Raw genomic sequence first — 16,735 nt, forward strand, 5'->3', positions numbered from 1 at the left:
TGGGCTTCGGTATTGTTTTTCCAACTGTTGCAGCCGGTTGATTGAAAATTATGTTACACCTAATATTCTGACTGTAAAGCACTATGAAAGAAACACCTGTTTGGGATAAAGTCAATCAATGGGGCGAGGAACTCGGCGTGTTGCGTGGCATTATTCAAAAAACCGAGCTGACAGAAACCACCAAATGGGGCGGTGAAGTGTACACGCTTAACAACAAAAATGTGTTAGGCATTGGAGGCTTTAAAAACTTTTTTGTGATTTGGTTCTGGAATGGGGTTTTCCTGAAAGATGAATTGAAAGTGCTGGTCAATGCCAATGAAGGTGTTACCCGCGGATTACGTCAGTGGCGCTTTACCTCGGCAAAGGAGATAGATGAATCTCTCATTTTACGATACATCAAGGAAGCTATAGCCAATGAAAAGGCCGGACTTTCGATCAAACCTGAAAAGAAAGAAGCCATGCATTGCGATTTCTTTGCTGCTGCTTTGAGAGAAGATAAAGAGCTGAATACAGCATTTGAACATCTCACTCCGTTTAAACAAAAAGAATATTGGGAATATTTGGCTACAGCCAAACAAGAAAAAACAAAAATTGCGCGTCTGGAAAAAGTAAAATCAATGATTTTGGAAGGTCGCGGTTTGAATGACAAATACAGATAGAATTGGGAATTACGAATTAGGAATTACGAATTGGGGGCTTGTTGATTGTGAGTATCTTGATTTAATAATAAATAAAAAACCCAAATCCTTTTATCGGGGTTTGGGTTTTTTAATGTGGAAATTTGAATTTGTAATTCTTAATTACCTATTCATCATTTACCGCTTATGCTTTCTTATTTAAGGCAGCAGTCATTTCAACAGAAATGGCAGAGCGCTCAATTTTCAGTTTTCCCGACATGGTTTCAATGATTACAGTCCCTTCACCCAGTTCTACAATTTTTCCGTGAAAACCACTTTTGGTGATGATTTTATCGCCTACTTTTAATCCGGCTTCAAACTCTTTTTCCTGTTTTATTTTCTTTTGTTGTGGTCTGATCATAAAGAAATAAAAAATTGCCAATAAGGCGACCATTTGTAACGCAAACATTGAATTCATAATTAAGATGTTTTAGTTCGTTCCTTTCGAAACTATGTTAGATTGAATGTATAATATTTTTTTTCCTTCGGGGACATTTGCTGACAGGACTACTGATTTAGAGTTTTCCCCTATCTTCCCGGCGGAATTGAATGAAACCTTAATGATACCGTCCTTACCCGGGGCAACCGGTTCTTTAGGATACTCGGGGATGGTACATCCACACGAGCCTTTGGCATCGGTAATCAACAAATCTGCTTTTCCGGTATTTTTAAATTTGAAATCGTATTCTACTTTATCACCTTGTGTAATTGTTCCGAAATCGTGCTTTTGAGTTTCAAAAGTCATCTCGGTTTCAGCAGCAGGTGTAGTTTCTTTTTCATTTTTACAAGAAGTTGCAAAAACCAATAATGTTGCAACGGCCAGAAAACTTACTTTTCTAATCATTTTTGTATTGTATTACATTAAACCTCTTCCGGTTTTTTTGATTTTGTTTTCGCTTTCAAATTCTTTGACCAAATTATCTAAAATTCCGTTGATGAAGATACTGCTCTTTGGTGTTGAATATTCTTTGGCAATTTCCAAATACTCATTGATGGTTACTTTTACCGGTATAGATGGAAACTTTAAAAATTCACAAATGGCCATTTTAAGGATAATGGTATCGATTTCGGCGATACGATCAGCATCCCAATTGGGCGTTTTATCGATATATTCTTTGGCCAAAGACACTTCATTCAATACCGTTTTTCTAAACAATAAACTAACAAACTCTCTGTCTTCTTCATCTTTGTAAAGCTTAATTACTCTGAAATCATCTTTCTCGGATATTTGCCTCAACTGTTTTTGAATTTGGGTATTCACCAACGGTATATCATCTATCCAAGTCAGCTTGTGATCTTCAAGGTACTCGTATAGTTTTTCATTGGGCGCCAATACTTCGGTAAACATGTCAACTACGAACTGTTTATCTTCTTCAAACGTCGTTTTTTTGGTACTCATGTACTTTTGGTACAAATCGCTTTTTTTAATCTCGTTCAACAAAATCAAAATATAGTCGTCATTCATCGACCAGTTATTGATTTTACGTTTTTCTAAAGCAATGCTCAACGAACTGTTTTCTTCTAACAACAGCAGTACAGCGTTATTGACGAATTTTCTGTTGGGATTTTTTTCTTCCGGAGTAGCTAAATGTTTTTTGCTAGAAGTTTCTAAGAAAACCTCTTCTTTTTTTCTGATTTCAATCAGCGAAGACAGCATGATTAAATATAAATCCTGAATATTATCGATACTTTGAATTAAAAACTTTTCTTCTTTCTCTAATTCATCAGAACTTTTTTGATGCATTGCGTAGATGGACTGCATCACTTTCACTCGAATATGTCTTCTGTTTAACACGGATAAGAACTTTTAAAAATTAACAAAGCGAAAGAAATTCTTTCGCTTTGCAAAAATAGTAATATTTTAAAACGCTCGATTATTTATTGGCGTTTTCTTTTTTTCTTTCGTCAATACGATTTTGTGCAATTTGCATAGCTGCTTGTTGCGTGGTGATATTATTGGTATCGGCAAAGTTGAAAATTTCTAACGTGGTATTGTAGATATTTTCAGTTCTTCTGATAGCTTCTTCTTTGCTGTATTTTACAATTTCTGCATACACATTGATGATTCCACCGGCATTGATTAAGAAATCAGGAGCATAAGCAATTCCTCTTTCTCTTAAAATCTGACCGTGTACCGATTCAACAGCCAACTGGTTGTTAGCCGCTCCAGCAATTACTTTGGCTTTTATCTTGTAGATTGTTTCGTCATTGATAGTTGCACCTAAAGCACATGGTGAGTATATATCTACATCAGCGGCATACAAATCTGCACCGGTGAAAATTTTGGCTCCGTACTTGGCAACCATACTTTCCATTTTATCCTGATGAATGTCTGAAACAAAAACTTCGGCACCTTCTTTTGTCAAATGGCTGATTAGAGTTTCACCCACGTGACCGGTTCCTTGCACCAAAATCTTTTTACCTCCTAAACTGTCTGAACCGAATTGGTATTTGGCAGCAGCTTTCATTCCCATGTAAACACCGTAAGCGGTTACCGGAGAAGGATTTCCTGAACCACCTTTAGCCTCTGAAATTCCGGTCACATAATTAGTTACTTCGTGAATACGGTCCATATCTTCTGTTGTGGTGCCCACATCTTCAGCAGTAATGTATTTTCCGCTTAGTGAGTCTACAAACTGTCCGAAACGGGTAATCATTTCAGGAGTTTTGTCGGCTTTGGCATCACCTATTATAACCGCTTTTCCTCCACCAAGATTTAAACCCGTAATGGCTGATTTATAAGTCATTCCTCTCGAAAGGCGCAAAACATCATTTAACGCTTCCCATTCGTTGTTGTATTTCCACATTCTCGTTCCGCCAAGAGCCGGTCCCATAACGGTATTGTGAATACCGATAATTGCTTTTAAACCTGTATCTTTGTCGTTACAAAAAACAATTTGTTCATGATTATCAAAAGAAAGTTGTCCGAAAACAGGATCCATCTTTTGTAGCTCTGCGGGTGTTGTGATTTCTGAAGTCATTTTATAGCTATTAAAATTTGGACTTTTTTAAAAAGTCCCGACAAAATTAAAACTTTATTCAATAAAACTCACTCAAATCAGGGATAATTAGTAATTTGTTAATAAAATCAATTTAAACAATAAAATCAATAAATTCATTATTTTTAAAAATTTAACAAGAAAAAGTTTTTAAACCCCATTTTCGTCTATCAAAAAATGAAAGAACTTCAATATTTAAACAAATATTTTATCAAATACAAATTCCACTTTTTATTAGGAATTATCATCACTATAGTTGCCCAAATTTTCTCTCTTTTCACTCCGAAGCTCATCAGCAAATCGTTTATGATTATCGAGGATTTTCATAAAAACAATTTGAGCAGTGCTGTTATAAAAACCGAATTGATTCATAACATCCTTTGGATATTAGGCACCACGCTGATTGCCGGCGTTTTAACTTTTCTGATGCGTCAGACATTAATAGTTATGTCAAGGCATGTGGAATTTGATTTGAAAAACGAAGTATTCAAACATTATGAAGTTTTAGACCAAAACTTTTACAAGCGTAACCGAACAGGCGATTTAATGAACCGCATCAGTGAAGACGTGAGCAAGGTTCGTATGTATGTTGGCCCGGCTGTAATGTACACTATCAACACCTTCATTCGTTTTGCCGTAGTCATTATATATATGTATAACGTATCGCCCAAATTGACCCTCTACACCCTGCTACCATTACCGCTGTTATCGTATATCATTTTCAAACTGAGCAGTGAAATCAACAAGCGCAGTACAATTTTTCAACAATATTTATCAAAAGTATCGAGCTTTACACAGGAAATATTTTCAGGAATCCGGGTAGTAAAAGCCTATGCTCTAGAGGATCAATACCAAAATAATTTAGTTGAACTGGCCAAAGAAAGTAAAACCAAAAGCATGAGTTTGGCTCGTGTGCAATCCTTATTCGGACCGTTGATGATTGCTCTGATTGGGGTCAGTAATTTAACTGTGATTTATTTCGGTGGATTGATGTACATTGACGGAACTATCAAAAGTATCGGAACCATAGCTGAATTTATTTTGTACATCAACATGCTGACATGGCCTGTAGCCTCTATTGGCTGGGTTTCTTCATTGGTTCAGGAGGCAGAAGCTTCACAAAAACGCATTAACGAGTTTTTAAAAATTGAACCCGAAATCAAAAACAAAACTGCAGAACATACTGCCATTGAAGGAGAAATTGAATTCAACAATGTAAGCTTCACCTATGAAGATACCGAAATCACCGCATTGCAAAACATTTCCTTTAAAGTTAAAAAAGGAGAAACTCTAGCTATTTTAGGCAAAACGGGTGCGGGAAAATCAAGCATTCTATCGTTAATCACCCGTATGTATGACATTAAAAACGGCAGCATCACCATTGACGGCAAAAAAATAGATGAAATCAATTTGTATGATTTGCGCAACGGTATAGGTATAGTGCCGCAGGATGCTTTTTTGTTTTCAGACACTATTAAAAACAACATCAAATTCGGCAAAGAAAATGCTACTGACGAAGAAGTGATTGATGCTGCGAAAAAAGCTGTAGTGCACAAGAATATTATGCATTTTAATAAGCAATACAATACTGTTTTGGGAGAACGTGGCATCACCCTTTCGGGTGGTCAAAAACAGCGGGTTTCTATTGCCAGAGCCATCATTAAAAATCCACCGATATTGCTTTTTGATGATTGTTTATCGGCTGTTGATACCGAAACTGAAGAACGGATTCTTAACAACCTGCTTGAGATTTCAAAAGATAAAACCACCATTATTGTCAGTCACAGAGTGTCTTCAGCCAAGAATGCCGACAAAATCATCATCATTGATGAGGGACAAATCATACAAGAAGGTTCTCATAATCAATTAGTAACCCAAGAGGGGTATTATGCCGAATTATATCTGAAACAACTTTCGGAAAAAGAATTAAATTAATTGTTGTTTGGTAACAAAAATTTTATCATTTTTGAACTGTATAGAAACACTATTAATCGACTGAAAGAATATGAGAGAAAATGATATGTTAGAAAAAGATGAGATTTTTTCTAAAGTTTTAAGAGCTGGTAGAAGAACTTATTTCTTTGATGTAAGAGCCACAAAAGCCGATGATTACTACATCACCATCACTGAGAGTAAAAAATTCACTGAAGAAGATGGTTCTTTTCACTTCAAAAAACACAAAATTTATTTATACAAAGAAGACTTTGCAGCCTTTACTGATATTTTAGAAGAAATGACTGCTTATGTTTTGAATCACAAAGGAGAAGAAGTAATCTCTGAAAGACATCAAAAAGATTTTAAAAGAGAATACCAACAGGAAACCCCGGTAGAGAAAGCTCAGACCGAAAAGAGTTTCACCGACATTGATTTTGATGATATTTAATATAAAAGCCCGAAGATTTCGGGCTTTTTAAATTTAAAAGACTATGCAAAAACTTGCCCTTTACATCAAACAGTTTACCGATTTTATCGATAAATACGGAATACCATTTCATGCATTAAGCGTGTTGTTTTGGATTTGGATTCTGAACATGAACATCAACAATCCCGAGCACAAAACTACTCCGGTGAAAATTTCATTTTATATCGCCATTGTTTTTATCGTGATGAGCTCCTTGAGCCTGATTGTAAGTATTATGAAAAAAATGAAAAAGGATTAACCAATCCGCAATCCGTTCTCAACTTTCATATCTGAAGTCAGCAAAACAATATCATTGTCCTCGCCAACAGAGCCCAGCACCAAACATTCGCTCATGAACGTGCCTATTTGTTTTCGGGGAAAATTGACCACCGCTACAATCTGTTTTCCGATCAACTCTTCTTTGGTATATCGTTTTGTAATTTGTGCGGATGTTTTTTTCAAACCGATTTCATTTCCGAAATCAATAGTCAATTGATAGGCTGGTTTACGGGCTTCGGGAAAATCGTTAACCTTCACAATGGTTCCCACACGCATTTCTACTTTTTCAAAATCAGACCATGATATTTTTTCTTCCATATAGCAAAACTAAAAAAACACTCAAATGAGTGTTTGTGGGATTATTGCATGGCTACGTAATTAAAAATCTTTTGCCCTTGTACATCATCGAGATGGGCTTTCTTTTGCATACGAGCCACTATCGGCTTCCACTTTTCGGGTGAGAATTCTTTGGCATCATACAATCTGTGGCATTTAGCACAATTATTTTCATAGAGGGCTTTACCTTCTGCTAACTCAGGAGTCAGTGCAACAGTTGTTTCTTTTTTGGCATCCGTTGTTTTCGAGACCTCAGTTGTAGGTACGCTCGACTTGGAAGCACACGAGTAAATAATTACCGTCAATACTGCCAAAGAAATTACTTTATACTTCATAATTATAGTTTATTGGTTTAGGTAAATGTATAAAAAATCCCGACAATTAGTTGTCGGGATTTTAACTATTTAACGAGATGTCAAATTATTTTACATCCATCAATTCAACGTCAAAAATCAAGGTAGCATTAGGCGGAATAACACCACCTGCTCCACTCGAACCATATCCTAAATATGAAGGAATAACAAAGCGCGCCTTATCACCAACCTGTAATAGTGCGATACCTTCATCCCAACCTTCAATGACATGACCTTTTCCTAAAGGAAACTCGATTGGTTTTTTTCTCGGGTAAGAAGAATCAAATGTTTTACCGTTTTCCAATTGTCCGGTGTAATGTACCGAAACCGTTTTTCCGGCCTCAGCTTTTTTACCATTCCCTTTTTGAATTATTTTGTAACGCAATCCGCTATCGGTTTTATCAAATCCGGCAGCCAATTTTTCCATAGCCGCTTCAGCTTGTTTTTTGGCTTCTTCAATTCTTTTTTGTCTTGACCCTTCAAAAGTTCTGAATGATTCTATGGCATTCCACTCCTGAGCTTCTTTCCCTACTCTGATGATCTCAATACCTTCGATAATATCACCTTGTACAATTTGATTGACAATATCCTGACCTTCTACTACGTGGCCGAATACCGTATGCTTGTCATCCAACCAAGTTGTGGGAACGTGTGTAATAAAGAATTGAGAGCCATTAGTTCCCGGGCCGGCGTTTGCCATAGACAATACCCCCGGCTTATCGTGTCTTAAATCAACGTGAAATTCATCGTCAAAGTTGTACCCCGGACCACCGGTTCCGGTTCCTTGCGGGCATCCGCCCTGAATCATAAAATCAGGAATGACACGATGAAATTTCAACCCGTCGTAGTACGGTTTTCCCATTGGTTTAGCTGAATTTTCTAATTGCCCTTCGGCCAATCCAACAAAATTACCTACCGTACCCGGTGTTAAATCGTGTGTCAATTTTACTAATATCGGACCCTTAGTGGTATTGAATTTAGCGTATATTCCGTTTTCCATTGTGTATATTTTTATAAATGCAGTGCAAAGGTAGTATATAAATTGTAATTTTGGCTACCCATAAAAACGAAAACATGAGCTCAATATACAGCAAAACCGACAATGATTTAATCATTACCAGAATCAATCAACTAACCCCGGAAAGCAAAGCACTGTGGGGCAAAATGACCGTAGACCAAATGTTATCGCATTGTCAGGCTCCGTTGGATTTCACCTTCGGTCACACTCCTATGAAAGCCAATTTTATCATGCGCCTTTTTGGAAAAATGCTTAAAGGAAAGGTTTTCAATTCGAATGAATTTAAGAAAAACAGCCCTACTGCTCCTGCTTTCATCAGAACGGCCCATTACGATTTTGATCAAACCAAAAACGAACTGATTCAAAAAATAGAGGTTTTTTCCAATTTGGGAAAAGATGCCATCAAAACCACCAATCATCCTTTCTTTGGCGAATTGACCTATGACGAATGGAGTAAAATGCACACCATGCATTTAGACCATCATTTGAAACAATTTGGCGTATAATTTCACCCGAGTAACTTATCTTTGTCGACTGAATTGAAACCATGCGAATAGATATTATTACCATATTGCCGGAACTGATGCGAAGTCCTTTTGAAGCCTCTATCATGAAGCGTGCTATAGAAAAAGGCTTGGTAGAAGTTCATTTTCACAATCTAAGAGATTACACTAAGAACAAGCAAAAAAGCGTAGACGACTATCAGTTTGGCGGAGGAGCCGGCATGGTCATGATGGTTCAACCCATAGACGACTGTATTACTTTTTTAAAAAGTCAGCGACACTATGACGAGGTGATTTATATGACTCCTGATGGAGAAACGCTGAACCAAAAAATGGCCAATACGATGTCGATGTACGAAAACATCATTATTCTTTGCGGACATTATAAAGGAGTAGATCAACGGGTTCGCGATCATTTTATTACCAAAGAAATTTCGATTGGAGATTATGTACTATCGGGTGGAGAAATTGGCGCGATAGTATTGTGTGATGCCTTGATTCGCCTGATTCCGGGAGTGTTGAGCGATGAGACTTCGGCTTTGACCGACAGCTTTCAGGACAATTTACTCTCACCTCCTATTTATACCCGTCCGGCTGATTATAAAGGATGGAAAGTTCCCGAGGTATTGACCAGTGGTCATTTTGCCAAAATTGAAAAATGGCGTGAGGATATGGCGTATGAGCACACCAAAAACAGACGTCCGGACTTGTTAGACAATGAATAATCGACACTTAACAATTGATAATGAATTGATTACAGATTTAAAAAATTATTCATTTATAATTGTTAATTGCCAATTCTTTTTTATCTTTGCCCCCACATTAGACCAACCTCTGGCGAGAACCGTGAATGTTGCTCTGATTTTAAACCATAATAATTAATAAAAATGGCAAATTTAGTAGATTTCGTAAATAACGAATTATCGACAAAAAAAGATTTCCCTGAGTTCGGAGCCGGAGATACTATCACCGTGTACTACGAAATTAAAGAGGGTGAAAAAACAAGAACTCAGTTTTTCAAAGGAGTTGTTATCCAAAGAAAAGGTGCAGGATTGACTGAAACTTTCACAATCCGTAAAATGTCAGGTGCTGTTGGTGTTGAGCGTATCTTCCCTGTAAACATGCCGGCATTACAAAAAATTGAAGTTAACCAAAGAGGTAAAGTTAGAAGAGCTCGTATTTTCTACTTCAGAGAACTTACTGGTAAAAAAGCAAAAATCAAAGAAAGAAGAAGATAATTTCATCCTTTCTGATTATAAAACAAGCCTCGATTTTCGGGGCTTTTTTATTGCTTTCTCCTACCATTTCAATAAAAAACCCGAATTGTTTCCAATTCGGGTTTACTGTATGATTTGTGATAATGTTTATCCTAAAACGGTCGCCAAAGCATCATTCATGCTTCTTACCGCATCAGCACTTTTCGCAAATAACGCTTTTTCTGCGTCGTTCAATTTTACATCAACAATTTCTTCCACACCATTTTTACCAATGATGCAAGGCACTCCGATGCAAATATCATTTTGCCCGTACTCTCCTTCTACAAAAACAGAACAAGCAATCATTTTTCTTTGGTCGTTTAAAATACTGTCAACCAAATACGCTACAGAAGCCCCCGGCGCATACCAAGCCGAAGTTCCCAATAAAGCCGTAAGCGTAGCTCCGCCAACCATAGTATCAGCTGCTACTTTTGCCAACTGCTCTTCAGATAAAAACTGAGAAACCGGAATTCCGTTATAAGAAGCCAAACGCGTTAACGGAATCATAGTCGTATCACCATGACCTCCGATAACCATAGCCGAAATATCATTCGCCGGTTTGTTCAATGCTAAAGATAAATACGTTCTGAAACGAGAACTGTCTAAAGCTCCACCCATACCAATGATTCTGTTTTTAGGCAATCCTAATGATTTGAATGCCAAATAGGTCATTGTATCCATTGGATTGGAGACAATTACGAAGATAGCATCAGGAGAATGTTGCAACAGATTTTCGGCAACCGACTTCACAATGCCTGCATTAATACCAATCAATTCTTCACGGGTCATCCCCGGCTTTCTCGGAATTCCTGAGGTAATTACCACCACATCACTTCCGGCTGTTTTTGAATAATCATTGGTAACCCCGGTCAATTTGGTATTGAACCCGGTATTGGTTGCACACTGCATAATGTCTAACGCTTTTCCTTCAGCAAAACCTTCTCTGATATCCAACAGGACAATCTCGCTTGCAATTCCTCTGTAAGCCATCACATCAGCGCATGTCGCCCCAACATTTCCAGCTCCTACAATCGTAACTTTCATTTTTTTGTAAATTTTATGTTTGTTATGTTATTTATGTTCTTGAATTAATTTCTGAATGTATTTCAGGAGCTAATCCCGCTTTCCGTTGCAATCTTTTTGTTTGGTTCTTCAACCCTATATTCAAAAATCCGTAAAACAAAAAGGATTTCCGCTGCAATCGGGGCTAGTTACGCATCAATCTTAGCATAGACGGCATTCTTCTCTATGAACTCTCTACGAGGCGGCACTTCATCCCCCATCAGCATCGAGAATATTCTGTCGGCTTCCGTCAAACTGTCGATGGTCACCTGACGGAGCGTTCTGTAGTTCGGATCCATAGTCGTTTCCCACAACTGTTCTGCGTTCATTTCTCCCAAACCTTTATAACGCTGAATCGAAGCGCTTCCTCCCATTCTCTCATTGGCTGCATCGCGTTGATCATCATTCCACGCATATTCTTTTTTGTTTCCTTTTTTAACCAAGTATAATGGCGGTGCCGCAATGTATACGTGACCATTCTCTATAAGCTCTTTCATAAAGCGGAAGAAGAACGTAAGAATCAATGTAGAAATGTGGCTACCGTCCACATCGGCATCACACATGATGATTACTTTGTGGTAGCGTAGTTTTTCTAAATTCAGTGCTTTACTATCCTCTTCGGTACCAATGGTAACTCCAAGAGCCGTAAATATATTTCGAATCTCTTCGTTTTCAAACACTTTATGGTGCATCGCTTTTTCTACGTTCAAAATCTTACCACGCAGCGGCAGGATAGCCTGAAAATTACGGTCACGACCTTGCTTGGCCGTTCCTCCCGCCGAGTCTCCCTCGACTAAGTACACCTCGCATTTTGCCGGATCCTGCTCAGAACAATCGGATAATTTACCCGGTAAACCTCCACCGCCTAAAACGGTTTTACGTTGTACCATTTCGCGGGCTTTCTTGGCCGCGTGACGCGCCTGAGCCGCTAAAATTACTTTCTGCACAATAATTTTGGCATCATTCGGATTTTCTTCCAAATAGTTCTCCAACATCTCTGCTACCGCTTGTGAAACCGGAGAAACTACCTCGCGATTCCCTAATTTGGTTTTAGTTTGTCCTTCGAACTGAGGCTCGGCTACTTTTACCGAAATAATGGCCGTCAATCCTTCACGGAAATCATCACCCGAGATTTCAAATTTTAATTTTTCTAACAATCCGGAAGCGTCGGCATATTTTTTCAACGTACGGGTCAATCCCATACGGAATCCCTGCAAGTGCGTTCCTCCTTCGTGTGTGTTGATGTTGTTTACGTAAGAGAAAATATTTTCAGAATAACTTTCATTGTAAATCAACGCCACCTCTACCGGGATTTCTCCTTTTTCATTCTCCATCGAAATCACATGTCCGATGATTGGAACACGGTTACCATCAAGGAATTTAACGAATTCTTTCAAGCCTTCTTTGGAGTGGAAAACTTCGCCTTCAAACTCGCCATTTTCTTTCTTATGACGTTTATCCGTAAGCGTAATGGTAATTCCTTTATTTAAAAACGACAACTCGCGCATACGGGCAGCCAAAGTGTCATAAGAGTACTCTAAGGTTTGTGTAAAAATGGTAGCATCGGGTTTAAAGGTTACAATAGTACCTCTTTTAGATGTTTCTCCAATCTGCTTAACAGGATAAAGTGTTTTACCTCTTTCATATTCCTGCTCATATATTTTTCCGTCGCGGTGGACAGTGGCTCTCAAATGATCGGACAAGGCATTCACACAGGAAACTCCCACACCGTGAAGTCCACCCGACACTTTATACGAATCTTTATCAAACTTACCTCCGGCACCAATCTTGGTCATAACTACCTCAAGAGCAGAAACACCTTCTTTTTTGTGAATGTCTACCGGAATACCACGACCATTATCTTCAACCGTGATGGAGTTGTCTTCATTTATAAATACACTTATCGTGTCACAATGCCCAGCTAAAGCCTCATCGATGGAGTTATCCACCACCTCATAAACCAAGTGATGTAATCCTCTGACTCCAGTATCACCAATATACATGGAAGGGCGCATTCTTACGTGCTCCATTCCTTCTAATGCCTGAATACTATCGGCCGAATAACTGTTCTTTTTAATTTCGTCGCTCATATAAATTTATCGTAAAAATGTATTTTTTGTCTAACACGCAAATATATGAAAACACACCTCATTTCCTATCCCAAAACGATGTTAAAAGCCTTAAGTTATTAACATTTTAGGCAATATTTCAACAAAAAAACGCCTGTCAAAAATGACAGACGTTCTTTAACAAACAAACTAAACTTCAAACTAAACTCAAGCAATTACACTTGACTTTGCGATTTCAACATCCGCTTTTACGTGAGCTGCATTAGCTCTTCCGCTCGGATCTTGATTTTCCTGCCATTTTGGTATCCATTTACGCACGGTTTGTGCCGCACTGAGCTGTGGATAATATTTATGAAAGATGGTTCTGTAATAATAGGCTTCTTTGGTCGCCGGTGTATTATAAGGAAACTGTTTTGCCGCTTCTGCCATTTGTTCATCAGTTACCTGAGAAGCACAATACTCAATTAAAGTATCTATCCAATTGTAGCCAACCCCGTCTGAAAACTGCTCTTTTTGGCGCCACAATACCTCATCAGGAAGGTACGGATCATTTGGTGTATCAAAGGCTTTTCTTAAAATGTATTTTTCTTTTCCTTCATAAGTTTTGGGCAATTTCTCCTCCCCTTTTATTTTCATGGCTACTTCCAGAAAATCTTTGTCCAAAAACGGGACTCTGGCCTCCAATCCGTGTGCCATAGTTGACTTATCTGCACGCAACAAATCGGCTGTAAACAATTTTTGAACTCTTTCAATAGTTTCCTTGGTAAAATCTTCGGTAGTTGGTGCATTTCTGAAGTATAAATATCCCCCAAAAACCTCATCAGCTCCTTCACCCGAAAGCACCACTTTAATCCCCATATCGGTGATGGCTTTAGACAAGAAATACATTGGAGTACTGGCTCTTACCGACGTAACATCATACGTTTCGAGGTGCCAAATCAGTTTTTCTAAAATTGCGATTCCCTGCTCAATGGTAAAATGAACTTCGTGGTGAGTCGTTCCCAAAAAATCAGCCACTTTACGAGCAGCTACAGCATCGGGAGCTTCTTTGTCTAACCCAATGGAAAAAGAATGTAGTTCTTTTCCTTTTTCTTTTAACAAACGAGCGGCAATTGAGGACGTTAAAGATGAATCCAACCCACCCGAAAGCAGTACTCCTATAGGCACATCGCTCATTAATCTTTTACGCGTAGCTTCGGTTAAGGCATCTCTTAACATTTTGAAATCAACTTCATCCCGGCACTTTTTATAATCTTCATATTCCGGCGTGTAGTATTTTACAAACCCGGTTTCTGCTGTGTAATAATGACCCGGAGGAAACGTAGAAAACGTCTTGCACTGATCCGCAATCGGCTTCATTTCTGAGGCAAAATACATTCTGCCCCGGTCATCTACCCCGTAATAGAGCGGTTTTACTCCCAAAGGATCTCGACCGGCAATGTAATCATCTCCGTCAACGACTACAAAGGCAAAGTCACCGTCTAATAAATGCACAAAATCATAACCGAATTTTTCATACAAATGCACTATAACTTCAGAGTCTGATTTAGAACGAAACACATGATCTTTCAAAATCGTATCCCTTAACTCCTGATGATTGTAAATTTCACCATTATGAACCATCCAGGCAGAAGAACATCCCTGAATAGGTTGCTTGCCCGAATGTAAATCGATAATAGACAAACGTTCGTGACTTAATATATGTCCGTTTTCTGTGATATGCATATCGCTCTCATCCGGGCCACGATGTGACATCCTTTTTGAAAGTTGTTTCACCAACTGCTCGTCTTTACCTTTTCCTATAATGGCTAATATTCCACACATATCCCAAAACTTTAAAACCTTTTATTTTATGAAGCAAAAATGAATTATTAGTTTCATTACAAAAACAAATACCGATTAAATAGTTACAATTAAAAACTTAAAAAAATAAAAATAATAAAATATGAAACTTGTTTTTATAAAATAAACCCATTTTGTTTGAATTTCACAAAAAATGCACTCTTTTGTTGACATTAAACCTAGCTATTGAAAAAATAAGAGAGACTGAATTTAAAGGTCAGGGTTTGATAAATAATTCTTAATTGCCACTATCATTGTTGCTATTTTCATAAATTTGCCCAAAATTCAACCCTTTGAGAAAGTTATTTTTTTGCTTCGGATTAGTACTCGGATTGATTCAAGGTCTTTCTGCCCAAAAATCATCACAAATAAATGTTGAGTATGCCGATTTTTCAGACATCAACCAAACCGAAATCCCGGATGCCTTGTTGTTACGCGGCAATGTAAGAGTGAGTCATGAAGGCGTAGTTTTTACTTGTAATAAGGCTTATTTTTTTCAAAAGGAAAACTACATCAAAGCATTTGGCGATGTACAAATGGTTCAAGGCGATACTCTTTTTTTAAACAGTAAATATGCCGAATACAATGGCAAAGTAAAGCAGGCTTTCGCTACCGGAAATGTGGTCATGCGCTCACCCGAAGCCACTTTAGTAACTGATACCATCAACTTTGACCGAAATGTTCAGGAAGCTTTTTACAACTCCTTCGGAACGATTACCAACAAAGAGAACACGCTGAAAAGCAAGTCGGGTCGCTATTATGCCAAAGAGAAAAAATTTCGCTTCCTGACAGCAGTTACCATCACCAATCCTAAGTACACTATCAAGTCAAATCATTTGGATTATTACACCAACTCGGGGCATTCTTATCTGTTTGGTCCTTCGACCATAACCAGTAAAGAAAATTACATTTATACCGAAAAAGGATTTTACGACACTAAAAAGAACTTGGCTCATTTTCTGCGTAAATCTTACATCAAATACAAAGACCGAAGGATTGAAGGCGACAGTTTGTACTATGACCGAAACCGGGAATATGCTTCGGCTACCAACAATGTAAAAATTACCGATTCTATCAACAAAGGGCTCATTAAAGGCCATTATGCGGAAATTTTCCGCAATCTCAAAAAGCAAACCGATTCCATCATGATTACCAAAAGAGCCGTGGCTATCACTTTGGTTGAACAGGATTCGATGTACGTTCACGGCAAAAAAATGCTCATTACCGGAAAGCCCGGTGAACGCATCGTGCGCGGATTCAAAAATGTACGCTTTTACAAAACAGACATGAGCGGAAAATGCGATTCTATTCATTCTGACCAAAAGAAAGCCTTAACCAAGCTCATCGGAAAACCCATACTCTGGAATTACGACAACCAAATGACCGGAGATGTAATGCATCTCATTGGCAACAACAAAACAGAAAAACTCGACTCTCTCAAAGTACTGAACAATGCTTTTATTGTTTCTAAAGACACTTTAGGCACCGGTTACAATCAGGTAAAAGGGCAAAATCTGTACGGAAAATTCAAAGACAACAAACTCTATGAAGTAGATGTAATTAAGAATACTGAAGTCGTCTATTATATGCGAAACGACCAACACGAACTGATTGGCATCAACAAAAATGTGAGCAGTAAAATCAACATGACTTTAGACAAAAACACTATTGACACCATCACTTTTTTCAATACTGTTGACGGAGATATTTATCCTGAAAAAGATTTGCCAGAAAATGCCAGAAAGCTTCGGGGGTTCATTTGGCGCGGAGACGAACGCATAAAATCCAAAGACGACATTTTTCCTCCTGAAGAAAACGAATTGGATGCCAAAATACAAGCCCAAAGAAAAGCAGAAATGGCCAAAGAAGATAAGCCATTGACTCCGCGAAAAGAAACATTGGATTACGACAAAAACAACCCAAAACCGGTAGTGAAGTAA

18 protein-coding genes are annotated in these 16,735 nt (G+C 38.1%); 8 read left to right on the forward strand and 10 right to left on the reverse strand.

Features of this window, described 5'->3' with window-relative positions:
• Nucleotides 1-83 precede the first annotated feature (83 nt).
• Nucleotides 84-659 carry a YdeI/OmpD-associated family protein gene (locus EZL74_RS06070; RefSeq protein ID WP_131475709.1) on the forward strand — a complete coding sequence of 192 codons (576 nt, stop codon included), beginning with the start codon at nucleotides 84-86 and terminating at the stop codon, nucleotides 657-659.
• A 163-nt stretch (nucleotides 660-822) separates the two neighbouring features.
• On the opposite strand, the gene yajC is transcribed toward EZL74_RS06070, so the two are convergent.
• The 4 genes from yajC to EZL74_RS06090 form a co-directional block, all read right to left on the reverse strand.
• The gene (yajC, locus tag EZL74_RS06075; protein ID WP_131475710.1) at nucleotides 823-1,095 is read right to left on the reverse strand and encodes a preprotein translocase subunit YajC; all 273 of its coding nucleotides are present in this window, start codon (nucleotides 1,093-1,095) and stop codon (nucleotides 823-825) included.
• A gap of 12 nt (nucleotides 1,096-1,107) precedes the next feature.
• On the reverse strand, nucleotides 1,108-1,521 hold the full coding sequence (locus tag EZL74_RS06080) for a DUF1573 domain-containing protein (protein ID WP_131475711.1): 414 nt from the start codon (nucleotides 1,519-1,521) through the stop codon (nucleotides 1,108-1,110).
• 12 nt (nucleotides 1,522-1,533) lie between these two features.
• Entirely contained in the window at nucleotides 1,534-2,439 is a 906-nt protein-coding gene (nusB, locus tag EZL74_RS06085; RefSeq protein ID WP_131475753.1) for a transcription antitermination factor NusB, read from the reverse strand.
• A 112-nt stretch (nucleotides 2,440-2,551) separates the two neighbouring features.
• Complete coding sequence (locus tag EZL74_RS06090; RefSeq protein WP_131475712.1) at nucleotides 2,552-3,658, reverse strand: Glu/Leu/Phe/Val family dehydrogenase; 1,107 nt, start codon at nucleotides 3,656-3,658, stop codon at nucleotides 2,552-2,554.
• Between the two features lie 195 nt (nucleotides 3,659-3,853).
• Here EZL74_RS06090 and EZL74_RS06095 point away from each other — a divergent pair, with 195 nt between their 5' ends.
• The 3 genes from EZL74_RS06095 (at nucleotide 3,854) to EZL74_RS06105 (ending at nucleotide 6,336) form a co-directional block, all read left to right on the forward strand.
• The gene (locus EZL74_RS06095; RefSeq protein ID WP_131475713.1) at nucleotides 3,854-5,611 is read left to right on the forward strand and encodes an ABC transporter ATP-binding protein; all 1,758 of its coding nucleotides are present in this window, start codon (nucleotides 3,854-3,856) and stop codon (nucleotides 5,609-5,611) included.
• Between the two features lie 70 nt (nucleotides 5,612-5,681).
• Nucleotides 5,682-6,059: a PUR family DNA/RNA-binding protein gene (locus tag EZL74_RS06100; protein WP_131475714.1), complete on the forward strand. Its 378-nt coding sequence runs from the start codon at nucleotides 5,682-5,684 to the stop codon at nucleotides 6,057-6,059.
• Between the two features lie 43 nt (nucleotides 6,060-6,102).
• A complete protein-coding gene (locus tag EZL74_RS06105) occupies nucleotides 6,103-6,336 on the forward strand; it encodes a hypothetical protein (protein WP_131475715.1) in 234 nt (77 codons plus the stop codon).
• Here the strand turns inward: EZL74_RS06105 and EZL74_RS06110 are convergent.
• The 3 genes from EZL74_RS06110 to EZL74_RS06120 all read right to left on the reverse strand — a co-directional run bounded on the left by EZL74_RS06110 (nucleotide 6,333) and on the right by EZL74_RS06120 (nucleotide 8,045).
• The gene (locus EZL74_RS06110) at nucleotides 6,333-6,674 is read right to left on the reverse strand and encodes a tRNA-binding protein (protein WP_131475716.1); all 342 of its coding nucleotides are present in this window, start codon (nucleotides 6,672-6,674) and stop codon (nucleotides 6,333-6,335) included. The two genes, EZL74_RS06105 and EZL74_RS06110, sit on opposite strands and share 4 nt — an antisense overlap.
• Nucleotides 6,675-6,715: 41 nt before the next feature.
• Complete coding sequence (locus EZL74_RS06115; protein WP_131475717.1) at nucleotides 6,716-7,027, reverse strand: c-type cytochrome; 312 nt, start codon at nucleotides 7,025-7,027, stop codon at nucleotides 6,716-6,718.
• An 85-nt stretch (nucleotides 7,028-7,112) separates the two neighbouring features.
• Entirely contained in the window at nucleotides 7,113-8,045 is a 933-nt protein-coding gene (locus EZL74_RS06120; protein WP_131475718.1) for a peptidylprolyl isomerase, read from the reverse strand.
• A 74-nt stretch (nucleotides 8,046-8,119) separates the two neighbouring features.
• Between EZL74_RS06120 and EZL74_RS06125 the strand changes: the two genes are divergently transcribed.
• From EZL74_RS06125 to rplS, 3 genes are all read left to right on the forward strand, one after another.
• Nucleotides 8,120-8,569 (forward strand): DUF1569 domain-containing protein, encoded by a 450-nt coding sequence (locus tag EZL74_RS06125; RefSeq protein WP_131475719.1) that lies wholly within the window; start codon nucleotides 8,120-8,122, stop codon nucleotides 8,567-8,569.
• 41 nt (nucleotides 8,570-8,610) lie between these two features.
• Nucleotides 8,611-9,291 carry a tRNA (guanosine(37)-N1)-methyltransferase TrmD gene (gene trmD, locus EZL74_RS06130; RefSeq protein WP_131475720.1) on the forward strand — a complete coding sequence of 227 codons (681 nt, stop codon included), beginning with the start codon at nucleotides 8,611-8,613 and terminating at the stop codon, nucleotides 9,289-9,291.
• A gap of 162 nt (nucleotides 9,292-9,453) precedes the next feature.
• Complete coding sequence (gene rplS / locus EZL74_RS06135) at nucleotides 9,454-9,804, forward strand: 50S ribosomal protein L19 (RefSeq protein ID WP_131475721.1); 351 nt, start codon at nucleotides 9,454-9,456, stop codon at nucleotides 9,802-9,804.
• Nucleotides 9,805-9,930: 126 nt separating this feature from the next.
• Here the strand turns inward: rplS and mdh are convergent, their stop codons facing one another.
• From mdh to asnB, 3 genes are all read right to left on the reverse strand, one after another.
• Nucleotides 9,931-10,866 carry a malate dehydrogenase gene (mdh, locus tag EZL74_RS06140; RefSeq protein WP_131475722.1) on the reverse strand — a complete coding sequence of 312 codons (936 nt, stop codon included), beginning with the start codon at nucleotides 10,864-10,866 and terminating at the stop codon, nucleotides 9,931-9,933.
• Between the two features lie 167 nt (nucleotides 10,867-11,033).
• Nucleotides 11,034-12,974: a DNA topoisomerase (ATP-hydrolyzing) subunit B gene (gene gyrB, locus EZL74_RS06145; RefSeq protein WP_131475723.1), complete on the reverse strand. Its 1,941-nt coding sequence runs from the start codon at nucleotides 12,972-12,974 to the stop codon at nucleotides 11,034-11,036.
• Nucleotides 12,975-13,160: 186 nt separating this feature from the next.
• Nucleotides 13,161-14,777, reverse strand: a complete 1,617-nt coding sequence (gene asnB / locus EZL74_RS06150; protein WP_131475724.1) for an asparagine synthase B — start codon at nucleotides 14,775-14,777, stop codon at nucleotides 13,161-13,163.
• A 311-nt stretch (nucleotides 14,778-15,088) separates the two neighbouring features.
• Here asnB and EZL74_RS06155 point away from each other — a divergent pair, with 311 nt between their 5' ends.
• Nucleotides 15,089-16,735 (forward strand): OstA-like protein, encoded by a 1,647-nt coding sequence (locus EZL74_RS06155; protein ID WP_131475725.1) that lies wholly within the window; start codon nucleotides 15,089-15,091, stop codon nucleotides 16,733-16,735.

Source organism: Flavobacterium silvisoli, assembly GCF_004329815.1.
Taxonomy (GTDB): domain Bacteria; phylum Bacteroidota; class Bacteroidia; order Flavobacteriales; family Flavobacteriaceae; genus Flavobacterium; species Flavobacterium silvisoli.